Annotated in this window: 17 protein-coding genes; 10 read left to right on the forward strand and 7 right to left on the reverse strand. The window is 43.2% G+C overall.

The window, feature by feature from the left end; genetic code table 11:
* Positions 1 to 130 precede the first annotated feature (130 nt).
* Positions 131 to 937 (forward strand): LysM peptidoglycan-binding domain-containing protein, encoded by an 807-nt coding sequence (locus EIZ58_RS05580; RefSeq protein ID WP_134699493.1) that lies wholly within the window; start codon positions 131 to 133, stop codon positions 935 to 937.
* A 157-nt stretch (positions 938 to 1,094) separates the two neighbouring features.
* The gene (locus tag EIZ58_RS05585; protein ID WP_167577515.1) at positions 1,095 to 2,372 is read left to right on the forward strand and encodes an ATP-binding protein; all 1,278 of its coding nucleotides are present in this window, start codon (positions 1,095 to 1,097) and stop codon (positions 2,370 to 2,372) included.
* A 45-nt stretch (positions 2,373 to 2,417) separates the two neighbouring features.
* Here the strand turns inward: EIZ58_RS05585 and EIZ58_RS05590 are convergent, their stop codons facing one another.
* The 3 genes from EIZ58_RS05590 to EIZ58_RS05600 form a co-directional block, all read right to left on the reverse strand.
* Positions 2,418 to 3,773 carry a TolB family protein gene (locus EIZ58_RS05590; RefSeq protein ID WP_134699495.1) on the reverse strand — a complete coding sequence of 452 codons (1,356 nt, stop codon included), beginning with the start codon at positions 3,771 to 3,773 and terminating at the stop codon, positions 2,418 to 2,420.
* An 83-nt stretch (positions 3,774 to 3,856) separates the two neighbouring features.
* On the reverse strand, positions 3,857 to 4,336 hold the full coding sequence (locus EIZ58_RS05595) for a FixH family protein (protein ID WP_134699496.1): 480 nt from the start codon (positions 4,334 to 4,336) through the stop codon (positions 3,857 to 3,859).
* A gap of 25 nt (positions 4,337 to 4,361) precedes the next feature.
* Positions 4,362 to 5,699 (reverse strand): PepSY-associated TM helix domain-containing protein, encoded by a 1,338-nt coding sequence (locus EIZ58_RS05600; RefSeq protein WP_134699497.1) that lies wholly within the window; start codon positions 5,697 to 5,699, stop codon positions 4,362 to 4,364.
* A gap of 268 nt (positions 5,700 to 5,967) precedes the next feature.
* On the opposite strand from EIZ58_RS05600, the gene EIZ58_RS05605 reads away from it, so the two are divergent.
* The 8 genes from EIZ58_RS05605 (at position 5,968) to EIZ58_RS05635 (ending at position 12,623) form a co-directional block, all read left to right on the forward strand.
* Complete coding sequence (locus EIZ58_RS05605) at positions 5,968 to 7,083, forward strand: PQQ-dependent sugar dehydrogenase (protein WP_240688955.1); 1,116 nt, start codon at positions 5,968 to 5,970, stop codon at positions 7,081 to 7,083.
* A 278-nt stretch (positions 7,084 to 7,361) separates the two neighbouring features.
* Positions 7,362 to 7,517 carry a hypothetical protein gene (locus tag EIZ58_RS33125; RefSeq protein ID WP_167577406.1) on the forward strand — a complete coding sequence of 52 codons (156 nt, stop codon included), beginning with the start codon at positions 7,362 to 7,364 and terminating at the stop codon, positions 7,515 to 7,517.
* A gap of 111 nt (positions 7,518 to 7,628) precedes the next feature.
* Positions 7,629 to 8,591 carry a calcium/sodium antiporter gene (locus EIZ58_RS05610; protein WP_134699498.1) on the forward strand — a complete coding sequence of 321 codons (963 nt, stop codon included), beginning with the start codon at positions 7,629 to 7,631 and terminating at the stop codon, positions 8,589 to 8,591.
* A gap of 267 nt (positions 8,592 to 8,858) precedes the next feature.
* Complete coding sequence (locus tag EIZ58_RS05615) at positions 8,859 to 9,518, forward strand: phosphatase PAP2 family protein (protein ID WP_134699499.1); 660 nt, start codon at positions 8,859 to 8,861, stop codon at positions 9,516 to 9,518.
* Positions 9,515 to 10,084: a protein kinase family protein gene (locus EIZ58_RS05620; protein WP_134699500.1), complete on the forward strand. Its 570-nt coding sequence runs from the start codon at positions 9,515 to 9,517 to the stop codon at positions 10,082 to 10,084. The genes EIZ58_RS05615 and EIZ58_RS05620 overlap by 4 nt, the downstream gene beginning before the upstream one ends.
* A gap of 11 nt (positions 10,085 to 10,095) precedes the next feature.
* Positions 10,096 to 10,578 carry a DUF456 domain-containing protein gene (locus EIZ58_RS05625; protein ID WP_134699501.1) on the forward strand — a complete coding sequence of 161 codons (483 nt, stop codon included), beginning with the start codon at positions 10,096 to 10,098 and terminating at the stop codon, positions 10,576 to 10,578.
* Between the two features lie 119 nt (positions 10,579 to 10,697).
* Positions 10,698 to 11,198: a hypothetical protein gene (locus EIZ58_RS05630; RefSeq protein WP_134699502.1), complete on the forward strand. Its 501-nt coding sequence runs from the start codon at positions 10,698 to 10,700 to the stop codon at positions 11,196 to 11,198.
* Positions 11,199 to 11,984: 786 nt separating this feature from the next.
* Positions 11,985 to 12,623 (forward strand): MOSC domain-containing protein, encoded by a 639-nt coding sequence (locus EIZ58_RS05635; RefSeq protein WP_134699503.1) that lies wholly within the window; start codon positions 11,985 to 11,987, stop codon positions 12,621 to 12,623.
* Positions 12,624 to 12,679: 56 nt separating this feature from the next.
* Here EIZ58_RS05635 and EIZ58_RS05640 read toward each other — a convergent pair whose 3' ends face one another.
* The 4 genes from EIZ58_RS05640 to EIZ58_RS05655 all read right to left on the reverse strand — a co-directional run bounded on the left by EIZ58_RS05640 (position 12,680) and on the right by EIZ58_RS05655 (position 15,809).
* Positions 12,680 to 13,006 (reverse strand): YnfA family protein, encoded by a 327-nt coding sequence (locus EIZ58_RS05640; RefSeq protein ID WP_134699661.1) that lies wholly within the window; start codon positions 13,004 to 13,006, stop codon positions 12,680 to 12,682.
* A 97-nt stretch (positions 13,007 to 13,103) separates the two neighbouring features.
* Complete coding sequence (locus EIZ58_RS05645) at positions 13,104 to 14,666, reverse strand: GMC family oxidoreductase (protein ID WP_134699504.1); 1,563 nt, start codon at positions 14,664 to 14,666, stop codon at positions 13,104 to 13,106.
* Positions 14,667 to 14,801: 135 nt separating this feature from the next.
* Positions 14,802 to 15,194 carry a hypothetical protein gene (locus EIZ58_RS05650; protein ID WP_134699505.1) on the reverse strand — a complete coding sequence of 131 codons (393 nt, stop codon included), beginning with the start codon at positions 15,192 to 15,194 and terminating at the stop codon, positions 14,802 to 14,804.
* 117 nt (positions 15,195 to 15,311) lie between these two features.
* On the reverse strand, positions 15,312 to 15,809 hold the full coding sequence (locus EIZ58_RS05655) for a hypothetical protein (protein ID WP_134699506.1): 498 nt from the start codon (positions 15,807 to 15,809) through the stop codon (positions 15,312 to 15,314).
* Positions 15,810 to 15,954 lie beyond the last annotated feature (145 nt).

Here is a 15,954-nt window from a genome sequence, read left to right on the forward strand (position 1 = left end):
ACACCTATCTGCCCTTTACGGCAGGAGAGGCACTATACGACCGTCTGAATTATTTAAGTGAATGAATCTCACCCTTCCACCTGGGTGCATATCATGGTGGTAAATAGCCCAAGAAAGAGGGGGATGATCCATGCCTACTGTGAAAGAAACCCATTTCTATTATACCGTTCAGCCGGGAGATACTGTACATTCTATAGCGGCAAGGTTCGGAAGTAAGACTGCTGCAATTCAAAGCGCCAATGCGCTGTTCCCACCATTCACTGACCCCTTTCTCATCTTCCCGGGTTGGACTCTTTTAATTCCCGTGCCTGCCGAGAAGCCCTTCCGGACGATATATATAGTAGCTCCTGGCGATAACCTCTACCGGATCAGTCAACGCTTTTCTGCCCATCCCGATTTACTCGCCGGTGTTAATCGCGGTATTCAGAATCCCAATCTCATCTTTCTCGGTCAGCCGCTTTGGGTTCCTGCTTTTGTCTATCAGATCGAACCAGGAGAAAGCTTGACCAAAATTGCCAATCAATTCGGACTTACCCTTAACAGTATCTTGTATGCAAATGAAGGGCGACCTGGATTCTCACGTGATTTGCTGTATTCGGGGTATCGATTAGCACTTCCTCTCCCATCATCAAGAAATATTTCCGTCATTCGCCCCCTTCCTGGGGATCTGATTCGTAGTGGGGAGGCCATTGAAGGCTTTGCCCGAGTATTTGAAGCCAACGTTTTAGTGCAAGTTCAAGATGATAACGGCGGTACAGTATCCAACGAAAGGTTCACAACTGCTCTGGAAGGGGCACCAGCTTACGGGTACTTCCGAATCACGGTTCCCTTTGACCAAACTCCCACAACACAATCAGGGTGGATTTGGGTATATACTCGTAGCGCTAACGATGGTCGTATTATCGATTTGGTTCGGATAAGAGTTCGCTTTGGTTAAAATAGTAAAATCCAAGGGGATTGGATTCATTTAAAGGCGGGTGGCTATGCCATTCGTCCTATTTTTTTGTTGTCAAAATATATCGATAACTATTCCGTTACATGTCGTTGTTTTTGTATTAAAATGGATATAAATGTCAGAATGGGGGTGGGGAACGATGACGGAGATAAAAGATTTGTTACTTCAAATTTTATTAATTATCGTACCGATTTTTATCTATCATATGTTTTATGCAGAAAAATTAAAGCTCGATCAAAGGAGAAGATCCTGGTTTCATTCCTTTCTTAATGGCTTAGCTATTGTTTTGTGCATGTCTTTTCCTGTAGCGATCGGGATGGAATCACGCTTCGACCTAAGAGGCATTCCTTTGCTTATAGGAACTTTGTATGGGGGATATGAAACAGGAGCTGTCCTTAGCCTACTCATCATAGCGTATCGCTTCTATCTTGGGGTAGATGTCGGCTTCTATCACACTGTTATCTCCTTACTTTTCATTGTGCCCGTGTTTATGGCTTTTTATCGAGTGTATCAACAAGCAGATCGAACGACGAGAAGGAATTGCACAGTCCTGTTGTCGGTTTATCATGTGATCGTAATTTCCGTCGTCTACTTCATGCTCAGTGTATTTACGTTCGAAAACGCGATGTCGCTCTTCATCTTTGATATTGCCTTTATTTTAGCCTCTTGTTTTCTCGTTTATATGAATGAGAATCTCCGCGAGAATAACCGTATGCGCTCAGAACTTCAGAAAACAGAAAAACTGCGGGTACTAAGTGATTTAACCAGTGCATTTGCCCATGAAATCAGAAATCCGATGCAGGTCAATCGTGGCTTCTTGCAGCTTATGTATGAAGAGCCCCTTCCTCCGCACCTCAAAAACTATGTGGAAATCTGTTTAAAAGAAATGGACCGAGCTAACTTAATCATTAGTGATTATCTTTCCTTTGCTAAACCCCATACGGAAGATATCGAAATGATAGATGTAGGCAAACAGCTCGAACAGGTTCAAAACATCTTAGCTCCCTATGCATTAATGCAGCATGTTGAAATTCAAAAAGACACCTCTGGCTCTTGCATTATTATGGCAAATCAACAAAAGCTTAATCAATGTTTAATTAACCTAGTGAAAAATGGAATCGAAGCTATGCCTAACGGTGGAATCCTATTGATTAGTTGCTGCGCCAAGAGTAATGGGAAGGTAACTATCGCCATTACGGATCAGGGGGTAGGCATGACGAAAGATCAAATCAAGCGGTTAGGCACCCCTTTTTATACTTTGAAGGAAAAGGGGACAGGCTTGGGCTTAATGGTCTCTTACCGCATCATCCAAGCCTTTAACGGATTAATTGAAGTATCGAGCGAGCTAGGACGTGGGACTACCTTTTCTATAGAATTTCCATCCATTGAACCGGTTGAGCTTAGACAGACTTCATAGAAGAAGAGGGGGCACGAGGCGCAAGATTCGGCTCCCTTTTTCATTTTATACTAACTTCAATCCCCGTGCTAACATCCCAATATGACTGCGATCAGCCCAAAGTAGAAAATATGAATAGACGATGCCTTGAATCGTAACCGGATGAGGATACTTCACGATAAGAGCCGCTTGGTTGTTCATCTCTTTCGGTTGGTCTTCCGATGGGAAGATGAAACAAGCAGGCTGATTCTGTATAGAAGTCATTTGAATTTGGGGACGAGATCCGTAAGGGGCAAGAATATGATAAGCCTCCCCACGACATACCTCATCAATTCCCCCATCCGAAGCAACGGCTGAAACCTGAAAAAAGCCATCTTTTCCTTCGTATCGTTCATGCGTCATCTTGCTCCAAATAGCCGGATAAGGGAAAGAGACACGGTATAACCGACTGAAGTAAACATGCATGGGTGGGGCTGGAGGTATAAAGGGTGACCATTGTAAAGCAGTAATCCGGCCTCCTTCGACAATTTTGAAAGGGACAGGGTTTCGTAAACTTACCACCCATATTTGGGTAGCTCTCTCGCTGTTTCCGCAACCGGAGAGGTAGGCGATACGCGCTCCATCGGGAGACCAGCTGACTGGAGTTGAATAACAGGATGAGACAGCCCATGTTTTTTGTTGCTGACCGGTGCGATGGTCTGTTTGTAAAAGAGAGTGATAGCGGTTGAAACTAAAGGAGGTGGCGCTATAGGCGACGAGCGAGGAAGCGGGAGACCATTGGGGATTGTAGTTCTTGCCGAGTGGACCTCCGGGTAATGTTTCAACATGACCGGTAGAGAGGTTGGCAATCCCAATTAGGGATACACTTACTCCGGGATACGTAAATAGGGCATACCGCCCGTCAGGTGAAAGCCTCAAGTGATGAATTGGATTACCCATGTTTTGAGTGAGCTGTCGTTTGTTTGTTCCATCTATCCTGATCGAATAGAGTTGGCTCATTCCAGTGGAGTCTGGAGCTGTAAACAACAATTCCTTGCCAGAGGGAAACCACTGAGCATCCGTGGCGTTCTCTTGCACGATCTCTCGACTAGTGTGGGACTTGGTATCGTATATACGAATTCGACCGCTTTTTACATAACACAATTGCCAGCTATTCGGTGACCAGTCTAGAAGGGTGTAGGGCTCTGTCTGATCGATCTGTGCGACGCTCCCCGTTCTGGTGTCAATGATATAAATGATATTATTCCTTCCAATCAATGCCACCTTTCGGCCATCGGGCGACCAAAAGGGTACTGAAAATTCCTCCGCTACCCCTTGCGTTAACGGATAATGGAGAGCCTCCAACGGCCGATAAAGCCACAGATCGAAAGCCCCTCCTCGGTCTGAGATATAAGCGATGGATCCAAAACCTAGATTTCTCATAATGCCCTCCCACCTTAAGCTCATTACTTCCAGTTTATTCGAGGAAGACTCAAAATAGGCACTTAGAGCCAAAAAAGACCATCCTAATGATGGTCATCATGATTATGCTGTGGTATTAACGACTCTTTTTGGAACTCCTTTAACTCTTCCTCGGAAAGTTCTCCTACAATGAACTGTTTCGTAGGCATAACGGTGGAACCTTTTGAGGTGGCAAGAACTTTTACATAAAATACCCCTTGCTCAGTAAAGATTTTTTCTACACTATATTCGCCGTTACCATCGTTGCTGGCATTTATTGCTTGTTGACTGCCTAGGCTGTCTTTTTTCCACAGAATAAATTGAACATCATTCAATCCCGCCACAGTTTCACCATTCTGCATCAGGATAGCTTTAATAGTTTGAGTCTCATTTAAGGTGATGGGCTGAGACACAATAAGATCAACTTGAAGCGGGGTTTCCTTTTTAAAATAGTTAACAGCTTCTTCGTCTAAAGAGTTGAGTGAGCACGCTGTTAAAAAGAAAACTAAAATAAACGGTAGAAAGATAAACTTACTTATCTTCAATGGAAGTCTCTCCTTTTACATCTCGTTACGCATGGAAGACTTTTTTAAAGCGTTCCACCCTCTGGATAATGAACCAATCTACTAAATAAACAAATATAATCGAGGCACCGACTAGAGGAAATAGGATTCCAAAAAGAATAAGGATCAGGGCCAAACCCTTTAGTTTCTTTAGCCCCGGAGACTTTGGAGCACCTAATTGCCCCGTCGGTTTGCGCTTCCACCATAATACAAATCCACTTATCACGAGACCTACGATACCAATGCAGACGATTAAACCCCCGATTTGATTTATCAGTCCATACTCTAATCCTTTATGAACCGTAATCCCCCATGCCATAAGTTTTCCTATCGTTTCATAATTATCGTATCGATAGTCTGCTAAAATGGCACCAGTGTACTGGTCGATATGCAATGTCACTTCATCACGGGCCTTAGGAGGGAAAGCGGAAATGGTATAAACACCGTCTTGTTTCTTAGGAAAAATAACAGTATAACTAGGATGAATATTTTGGCCATCGGTAATACTTACAACATCATCAATGCTTAGAGGAATATAACCTTGAATTTGCGAAGACGGTACATCTAAATTCTGTGCAGCCCATGGAACATCAGCAATTTCCTTGGTCTTTACTGTCGAAGTTGGGGCACTGCCAACCCAAACTGAAGGAGGGTAGCCGACTCCCGCATTTGTAGCTAGGTACTGAACCTTTGTTCCCCATAACCCTGACCAAAGCAGACCCGTAATAACGAGAAAAAACATGGTTGCTGATATCCAGAATCCTGGTACAACATGCAGATCTCGAATGAGATTTTTTCGACCACCACTCAAGCGTGGAACAAGAACGCCTAGCCATTTCCTTTTTTCATTTGGCATCCATAAATATATCCCTGTAACGATCAAAATAATCGTCCAGCAGGCCGTCAATTCCACAATTCGGTCCCCTACGGTTCCTAGCATTAATTCACCGTGAAACTCTTCGATTCGATCCATTAGTCGATTTTTATCTTTTAGTTCCCCTATAATGTCTCCGGTATAAGGATTAACAAATATTGTAACCGATTCACCATGTAAATTGACTTTTACTTCAGCTGAACGTATCGGACTTTCTCCTGGACGGTACCTTGTTACTTGAGCTTCAGGGTATTGACTCATAACGGCATGAATGTGCTCTGAAGGCAACAATTTTTGATTTTTTTCCTCAACACGATAGTAATCTTGGTACATCCAGTTCTCAATTTGAGGCTTAAACAAATAAACAGAACCAGTTATAGCAAGAATGAGGATAAACGGGGCAAAAATAAGGCCAGCATAAAAATGCCATCTCCATATCGTTTGATAAAGGGACGGTTTTCCTTGTTTCATATCAACGCTCCTAACTGATGACTTTAACTTGTATTTATTATAGGTAGTAGAGTTACGTATGTATATGACCCACCTTAGCTATTTTTCACTTACTTTCCAAGCGTTTTGGAGTCTGCTGCCAGACCAATATTTAGGAAATCTTTACAGATCTTTAGTTTTTTAGGCACTTTAAAATTATCTCCAAGGTCAACTATCTCTACCAACATGAAAGCATGATTGATAGCATGTTACAATAAAAGGAACGATCTTAATTAAGGAGTTGAGTAACTTGATTGATAAGAGGTTCTTACAATATCTCCTATTAATGACCACCCTTACGGCTTGTAAAGCGGAAACCCCTCATGTGGATTCAGTGGGACAAGAATTTCCGTATGAATTAGAAACACTTGCGGAAGGGCTTGAGGTACCATGGGAAATGGAAATAGTTGACGATGGTAGGATATTTTTTACTGAGAGACCTGGAGTGGTACGCGTAATGTTAGACGGAAAGCTCCTGCCCGAACCTGTAATCCACTTAGAAGAACCTTTTCGTACTGGCGGCGAAGGAGGCTTACTTGGGCTTGCCTTGGATCCTGAGTTTTTAACGAATGGATTTATTTATGTCTATCACACCTATGAATCAAATGGGGAGGTTCTTAATCGAGTACTTCGTTTAAAAGAAGCGAATAATGTTGCCATCATTGACAGAGTCTTGCTGGATGGTTTAGCCGGAGCTCAAAACCATAATGGCGGTAGGATAAAAATAGGTCCCGATGGCCACTTGTACATTACAGCAGGTGATCGCTATCAGCCTGAAATGGCGCAAGAAGAAAATAGTTTAGGGGGAAAGATTCTCCGCATAGCTCGAGACGGTTCAATACCCCATGATAATCCGTTTCCAGGGTCACCAGTATACAGCTACGGACACCGGAATCCTCAAGGCTTGGCTTGGGATCCCATGAATGGCAAGCTTTATGCATCAGAGCATGGTCAATCGGCTCACGATGAAATTAATAGAATAGAGCCGGGCGCGAACTATGGCTGGCCTCTCATCGAGGGAGATGTTACATTAGCGGAACGACCTGAATTGAAAACACCTTGGATCCATAGTGGGTCCGAGACCTGGGCACCTTCTGGGATGACGTTTGTTTCAAAAGGTCCCTGGAAAGGCCAGCTATTGGTAGCAAATTTACGCGGGAATCAGGTCTTGAAGATTAACTTAAGTTCTGATAGACAGGAAGTTGAAGGGATAGAGTTGAAATTTCGTGAGTGGGGACGTATTCGAAATGTTTCTGAAGGTCCCGATGGTTCCTTGTATATCATGACAAACAATCGAGATGGCCGGGGAAGAGCCAGTCCTGCAGATGATAAAATTTACCGCTTGATGCCAATTTGGAAGGAATAACTAAGTTTCAAGTCAGTTCCAATTTATATAGAAAGGAGGGGACCCCCTCCTTTCTATCCCCATGTTGTTCCAATCACCACTTGTGGGACGTAAACCCCAGCACTAATCTGTTCCTATCCGCTATAAAAGACCCCAAATTTGGTACAAATTTTCACCCTTAATCAAATGGGTAGATTAGATGAGTACATCACTATTTTTTCCGGTTTGGGAAACTACTACCTCTCTTCAGATTAGGTTGTGATAAAAATCATAGATAGAATTCCTCATTTGTATAATAAATGAAAGGAAGGACGAGGGCAGAAATGCGGCCAGGCTATGCGCTAGAGGTTGAGTTTACAACACTAGAACAAATGAACAAGTTGGCGGTGCCCAAGGTCGTTCTATTTCCTTTTGAAGATGGGGATGCCCTCTGGGTGGGGAAAAAGGTGAAATAAGGCCTTCTTTGTAAGATACATCGGAAGGTGTGTATTGAAGTCTTTTTTCAACTTCAACAATATAGGTTAGAATAGGGGTAATGGTTAAAGTTGGAAGAGGAGTGATTAGAATTGACTTATCTCTTATTGATCCTTGGATTTGCCTTACTAATTAAGGGGGCTGATTTTTTCGTGGAAGGGGCTTCGAAGATTGCCCAAGCCCTTCATGTGTCCCCTTTGCTTATCGGCTTAACAATAGTAGCATTTGGTACGAGTTCACCAGAGGCAACTGTGAGTATTGTTGCAGCCCTTGAAGAAAGTGCAGGGGTGGCCATCGGGAATGTTGTGGGTAGCAATATTTTCAACATTACCTTAGTTGTTGGAATCACGGCCATCCTAAATCCGTTGACGGTAGAAGACGAGACGATTCGCAAAGAGATCCCCTTTACCCTACTCGCTAGTACGGCTTTTCTCGTACTAATTAGCGATGTCCAGTTTCAAGGCGCAAGTGACAACCTGATTACTAGAGGCGACGGATTTATTTTCCTCTTATTCTTTGCAATCTTCCTGTACTATATCTTTGAGGTTGCCAGACATAGTCGGGAGAAGGGAAAAACTGAAGGCACATTACATACACAGGAAAAGATTTCTTGGTCTAAGAATATCTTGTTTACGATAGGTGGTCTAGCTGCCATTATTTTTGGAGGGGAGCTCGTTGTAAGCAATGCAACCACGATTGCCTTGTCTTTTGGCATGAGCGAAACCTTAGTGGGCTTAACGATTGTAGCAGTCGGAACCTCATTACCGGAGCTTATCACCTCGGTCACCGCGGCATTGAAAAAGCAAAGTCAAATAGCTTTAGGAAATATTGTGGGGAGCAATATATTTAATATTCTTTTTGTTCTCGGATCTGCGTCAGTCATTTCTCCTTTAGCAGTAGACAGCCAAATTTTTGTGGATGTTGTTTTGATGATCATCCTCACGGGAGTTCTGCTGATTTTTTCGAGAACCCACTTTAAAGTCGGCAAATTTGAAGGTATGGTACTAGCTTTAGCTTATATCCTGTATATGGTGTATATTATCCTAAGAAACTAGGGGAGGGTTCAGCACATTGCTGCTTGCCTGGCTGTTGACGGCTAGGACGCTTTTAAGATAATATTATCTTCATCAACTTAATACATGAACTCTCTCAAAGGGGAGTAGCTTTTTATCAACAAAGTCGTCATGACGGGTCACGACCCCGGCTTTGTTGGCAACGAATGTTGTTAGCGAGACCTTTGCCACTAATGGTAAAGGTTTTTTTGCGCTTTTACCGCTATTAGGTAAAAGCGTTTTTGTATTGTAAAGGATGGTGAAGATAAAATGGCGGTTGTATGGAGATCCTTTGGGCTGACTGTATTCCCTGTGTCCACCTTCATTTTCTTCTGGCTGGCAAAGGATGTATATCTAGAAGAGGCTATGGACCTCGATTTGTTGGGCGAAAAGCTTGTTTCAGCACTTGATCATCCTGCTTGGTTAACGGTCATGGGTCTCATAACGGAAACGGGATCAGTATGGTGGTTCGCCTTATTCACGCTCATCATTGCTGGTCTTTTATGGCGTCTAAACTATAGCCGTTTGGATATCGCTTGTTTTCTGCTCGCTGTTGGCGGGGGAGGACTATTAAACAAATCGCTGAAGCTCTTTTTCCAACGGGAACGGCCTAATCTACTGCTGCAGTATGATGGGGTGGGCTATAGCTTCCCGAGCGGCCATGCCATGGGCAGCCTGATTTTCTACGGGTTTCTTGCTTACCTCGTTGTGATGAGCCCGTTTCAGCGTTGGGCAAAGTTTGGACTCGGTATACTGCTGCTCAGCCTTATTTTACTTATAGGCATTAGTCGCGTTTATCTAGGCGTTCATTATCTGACGGATGTCATTGCGGGTTACACCGCTGGGTTAGTATGGTTAAGCTGTTGTCTTGGAGTACTCCAGCTGAAAAAAGCACAAGCATCTTCAGGGAAAAGGGGGATTGTTTCATGATATCCATTGCCAATCGCTTTGCCGGACAGGTACCAAGAGGAGAATTTCATCTTCTGGGAGAAGGACGGAGTGCTTGGGCCTATCGAGTCGGTTCAACTCATCAAGCGGTAAAAATCTTTTTCCCTTCCTTTGCTCACTTGGCAAAAGAAGAGGCATCGGTCTATCAGGTTCTTCAAGGATCGCCCTATTATCCTGCCCTATATCAGGTCGGCGCAGATTACCTGGTAATGGATTATATCGAGGGCATAACCCTCTTCGAATGTTTATGCCGGGGCATACTTATTACGAAAGAACATATTCTTGAAGTGGATAAGGCGCTCGAAGACGCTCGAGAAAGAGGGCTTAATCCTTCAGACATTCATCTTCGGAATATCTTGGTCACGACTGAAGGGAAAATTAAATTGATTGATGTCGCCCGTTTTAGACAGACCAAGAATTGTCCTCAATGGGAGGACTTGAAAAGAGCGTTTTACCGATTTTACCAAATGCCTTATTTTCCTAAGAAAATACCTCCATTTATTCTTAACTTGACAGCGGCCCTATATAAGAGAAAATTTTTGCGTTAGGAGATTTAGTTGTGGATTACTTATACTGGATTCTAATTGTCGGATTATTTGTATTAAGTTTTGCTGGCATTGTATTCCCTATTATTCCATCCGTAGTGGTACTATGGGGCGGGTTTCTTATCTACCAATTTTTAATCGAAAGCGGAAATCTCTCTTTATTCTTTTGGATATCGATGGGTTTGTTTACCGTACTACTGATCGTAGCCGATTTTATCGCCAACAGTTATTTTGTCAAAAAGTATGGAGGAAGTAAGTGGGGAGAGAGGATGGCTGCCGTTGGACTTATTGTCGGATCGTTCATTGTTCCCCCTTTCGGGATCTTAATTGTCCCTTTTGTTGCCGTACTGTTGACAGAACTGCTACAAAAAAGAACGCTAAAGGAGGCTTTTCTTGTCGGATTCGGGTCCCTCATGGGTTTTTTGGGCGGATCCTTCGCTAAAGCGGTGATTCAGCTCATCATGATCATATGGTTTATGGTTGAGGTCGTAATTTAATAATGCAAGAGGGCTAGAAAGCAGAGGAAAAATTGCTTCTAGCTCCTTTTTGTTTGTCGCTTTTCGACAGGAAAGTGAATAATTTATTGCAGGTTTATCTTACAGCAAGGAGGAAGAAATTGATTAGGAGATCACAGATGTTGGCTAGGAAATGTCTGGGCCAAAAGCCTAATACGATCGATTTAGCTCGAAGATTTCGCCAGCTTGTTGCTAGGTCAACAGACTTTGCCGTAATTTCTCGTGAGACATTGACAGGTGCAGGACAAGAAATTTTAGAGATTAACCGAGATTTTATTCGCATATTTGCTCCGCCAGAAACAGCCGATTTACTTGTCCCTTTTACTGATCCCGTCATTCTATTTGTTTTTGGAGTACAGGTTCCCTCTACTCAGGTCCCCGTTGTCGTCACTACTCCTTTACCCTTGCTTCCGATTGACACTGAATTTCCCATCTTTGGTCGCCGCATTATTGAAAGGGCCCCTCGAACATTTTCTGGAACAATCATCCGCATAGGTTCTAATTTTATTGAGCTTAAGCCTTCCATCTTAGGTATTCCATCGATCGCCTTAGTTCCGCTGAATCGTTTTGTCACCGTCGATTGCGTAGAGGATGAAGAGTAAAGGAGGAGTTGAATTGAATGTACGAAAAAAAGCAGTGTCGTACTCCGAAACACTGTGGTCAAATTACCCAACAATTTTATCGACGGATAGAATCAAGGCTTGTTCAAATTTCACGGTTATTAGGAAACATAGATATCAATATCTTTGTAGAATGTTCTAATAGAAGCTGTACCTTCGATTTCCCGCTAACCATCCCTCGCCAAACACCTCAACGACGTAGAGATCGGATAAACAGACTCGTAAGGGAAAGCCGAATACTCATTGTTAGACTCCTTCAATTTATCGGTTTTAACGCCGTTATCATCAATTGCTCCAGAGACATTGCCAACGGGGGTTTTCGCTGTGTGTTTACCCTCTACCCGATTTTTCATCCCCATATTTAGAAAGGAGGAACAGTAGGGTGAAGAAGCTAAAACGCAATGCTTGTTAGCGGCGGCTAAAGGTATCCCAAAGGAGGATTGAAAAAGAATTAACCATAATGGCAAAAATTCTTAGGGCTAACCAGGTCGCTGTATCTTGTGCTAGATTCAATCCCAGAGAACCTCTTGCTTGCTTTTTTCGTTTCTCGACTGAGATCCCAGAAGACTTTTAATCTCACAAGCAGATAATGAGATAAACTCCCATAGTAGGTATAACCAGCCCATCCTACTTGCATATACGGGGCATGGGACAATTCAAAGGTAGACTAGTGTAAAAAGCTGATCTTTATGGTCAGCCTTTTCTATGATATAAAGTAGGTAGATACTCATTTCAAATTAGCATAACCTTGCAAAAAGGAGGCCCTCAATGAAGATATTACAAATCAATCTGGGAATGCCTAAAGATATTTCAGCTCTCCATCCTGGTCTCTTCAGCGGAATTCTAAAAGAGAAGGTTGACTCATGTTATCTAGAGAAAGAGCATATTGTAGGCGATGGAGTGGGCAGGCCTGAATTCCATGGCGGACCAGACCGGGTCGTTTGTATGTATCCTTTTGAACACTATGATCGATGGGAGAAGCAATTCAACATTTCACTCCCCCATCCAGCCTTTGGAGAGAACTTTATTCTCACAGGGATGACAGAGGAACAAGTGTATATCGGTGATATCTACCGCATAGGGGAAGCTGTCGTTCAAGTCACGCAAGGAAGAATCCCTTGCCAAACAATCGATCAACGCAATCAGCTAAATGGGATTCTTGCCGAGTTCGTACGTACGGGGTTATCGGGTTATTTCTGTCGTGTTCTGGAAGTAGGGCGTGTTCATTGCAACTCTCCCATTACACTGATCGAAAGAGAACCCACTTCAATCAGTGTTCTTCAGGCTAATCAGATCATGTTTAATAAGAACGCTAGTCTTACAGACGTCGAAAGGCTGTTGAAGATAAAAGGCCTCGCCGATGCCTGGCGAAAAAAGTTAGCGGAGCGAATCTCATCCGGAACTTAAAGGCAGAAGGGAGACGAGAGGTGGCTTTAGAGCCTCTAGCTAGGTTGCTTTTCTTTCTACTGACGTGGTGCAAATAACATAACTGCTACACCAACAATACATATTGCTGCTCCTATCCAGTCATAAAAATCAGGAGTTTTCTTATCAATTCCCCAACCCCACAGTACAGATAGCACGATAAAGATCCCTCCATAGGCTGCATAAACCCGTCCAAAGGAGGGGAAGGCTTGGAACGCAGCGATAACACCATATAGAGCTAAGGATAGTCCCCCAAAGATGCCCCAAGAGAGGGGCTTTCCTTCTCTTAACCATAACCAGATTAGATACCCACCTCCTATTTCTGCTAAGCCTGCAAGAAGGAATAAAATTATAGCATTAACAATAGCAACCACGTCCTAGTATAAAATGTTAAGTTAAGTATAGCCCAATTTAGTATCTATCGCTCTCCTCAAATAAAAAGAAGGCTACAGTCTCTGCAGCCTACCATCTATGTTCCTTAATATAATCCGCTGTGCGAGCAGCAAGAGCCATCACCGTATTCGTTGGGTTTCCAGCTCCGGAAGTTACAAAAATACTGGCATCGGAGATGAACAGGTTGGGAATGTCATGGGTTTGGCCAAAAGAGTTTACAACCGACTGAGTAGGATCGCTGCCCATTTTGCATCCTCCCATCAAATGAGCGGAATCGTCAACGACAAACTCAGGCCTGCCACCTGCCGCTTCGATGATTTCTTTCATTTTTTTGACGGCATGCTGGATTAGCTTGTTGTCATTCTCTCCATAGCTGAAGGTTACCTTGGCGCGGGGCAAGCCATACTCATCTTTTTCGCTGTCCAAAGAGACTCGATTGTTTTCATTGGGGAGCACCTCACCAACCATCGTAATCTTGCCATAATAGTTGTAGTCCAGCACCTTTTCACGAAGTTTTTTTCCCCATAGCAAGCCGCTTTGGGAGTTTGAGATAGCATTTACAAAAGAAACAGGTCTTACTCCATGTGCATGAAGGGTATAACCACGAACAAAATCGTTTTCTGGATGAGATCGGTAGAAATCTTGTGTAGTAGCTAGTACAGGCGTCCCCTTATACAGTCGAATTTCATAATCAAACCTGCCAAGTACATCAAAACTGCTGTGCGTCATAACCCCTTTTCCTACCCAACCACTGCTATTGGCTAATCCATTAGGAAATTGCGAGTTAGCAGAATTGAGAAGAAGACGAGGGGTTTCTACCACGTATGCGGAAAGGATGACAAGTCTTGCTTCCTGCTTATGGGTTTGTCCATCGTGTACAAACTCTACGCCCTTAACCTTCCCATCGTTTCCCATCACGATTTGTGTCACCATACAATCTGGAAGGACTTCAGCGCCGGCTTGTATCGCTTTTGGAATATGAACAATCAACGTGCTAAATTTAGCATTCGGCATGCACCCCTGATTACAAAATCCCCGATTAATACAAGGGGGCCGCCCCTCAAAGGGGGCGGAAAGAATGGCGAGGGGAGCAACCACACTTTTAATGCCTAATTTTTCGCATCCGTTCTGAAACATATAGGCATTCGGGCTCAGCGGTTCGCGTTCCGGATACGGGTACGGCCCCTTGAAGTTCCCCCAGGGAAAGTGTTTGGGTCCTGAAACCGCAATTTCCTTTTCAATCTTATCGTAGTAGGGTTCTAGATCCTCATAAGATATGGGCCAGTCCTCGGCCACGCCATCAAGGCTTCTCGCTTTAAAATCGGCATCATGAAAGCGAAGAAAAACCCCCGTAAAATGCGTGGTTCCTCCGCCGATTCCTCTTCCACTGTTATTATGACCCATGGTTAAAGGGTTTTGGCCATCGACAATACGTGTTTCCTGCCATCCTAAACTTTTCATGCTTAACTCATCACTAGCAAAATCCTTTTGTGGGTCTCGCATAGGTCCGGCATCCAGGACTACGACCTTCATTCCTGCCTCAGCTAACTCTTTAGCAATGACACCCCCAGCAGCGCCTGCTCCCACAATAACTGCATCGACGACTTCGTTTGCATATTTACGTTTGATCATTCAGGTAGAGCCTCCCAAGGATACATGACTATATATATCCGTTAACAAACTTTTTTCGCTAACCGATAGAAAATCGTAATGGTTTTCAAATTGATTAATTGGGAACTTACAATAATTGGGGTGTTAACCGTATACTCACCTCCAATAAATAGCTATGAGCCCCAAGACACTCATCGCGGTAAACATAGCAGGAAGGAGAGCAGGGGGGCCAATCAAGAAATTGCGCAATGCCCAGCCTCCTACCCGAAGCCCAACGCCGCGAATATGTAAATAAGAACCTATCATGCCATTAATAACTCCGATCCACATCAAGATCAAAAAGGTTATGGCTAACCATGGCATATTGTAAAAGGTGAGTAAAATTCCTACAACAAAAAAGATGGGTCCAGAAATAACCGGAATCCACATCGCCTTATGGTGAAAGTTTTGACGATAATGAAACAAGGTGACTTGGATAGAGATGACAATGAAAGCAAGACTGACAAACAAAATGACAATGCGATCGAGGGGCCAACCCACCCAGTTCATATCAAAACCCCTTTTCCCTTTTAAGATATAAGGTATACCTTCAGTATGCCTAATTGGAAAAAATTGCATTCAAATAAAAAAACTCCTTTCGGAGTAAATTTTTCTTTCGTTCGCCTATTAACTTGCCTTTTGATTTATCCGAAGCAAGTGTTCGAAGGCAAAATCATCAGCTTGTCGCTCAAAGGAAAGCTGTCGATAAGCCGTTTCGGATGACGATCCATTTATAGCTTTGTATAGCTCGGAAGAAAGGCGTATCAGTTCAGAGCTATTTGTTCCCTGTGTCATACATACGGTATCCATGAGATGAAAAAATTCGTGAAAAAGAATGAAGTAGGGGAGTTGCCGTTGAGATATCTTATAGCGAGACAATACGGATTGTTCAACGGAAGTAAGATAGTAATCATATGGGAGTTGTACCACAATTTTACCAAATTGTCTCCTTCGTGATATTATAGCGAATCCATTATAGAACGGCCCCCAACCTACTTGAAGTTCTACTTTGCCATGCCATGGAACGGTTAAGGTCAACTCTTCTAGCTGTTTTGCCAGTCGTTTGTTCCATACTTTCAATCTTAACCGTTTATATTTTCTACGTAGGAAAAATAGTTTTATCATATTTGAAATCACCTATCAAAACCGTAGCATCAATCCAAGGGTAGTTCAAGATCCACTAAAAGGTAAAGTATAGAATTACTTATCTACCTAACTTTACGAACAGCTCGTCCATACTATTAAAAAGTGGAAAATTAAGCTATACTGT

This window comes from Ammoniphilus sp. YIM 78166 (assembly GCF_004522215.1).
Taxonomy (GTDB): domain Bacteria; phylum Bacillota; class Bacilli; order Aneurinibacillales; family RAOX-1; genus YIM-78166.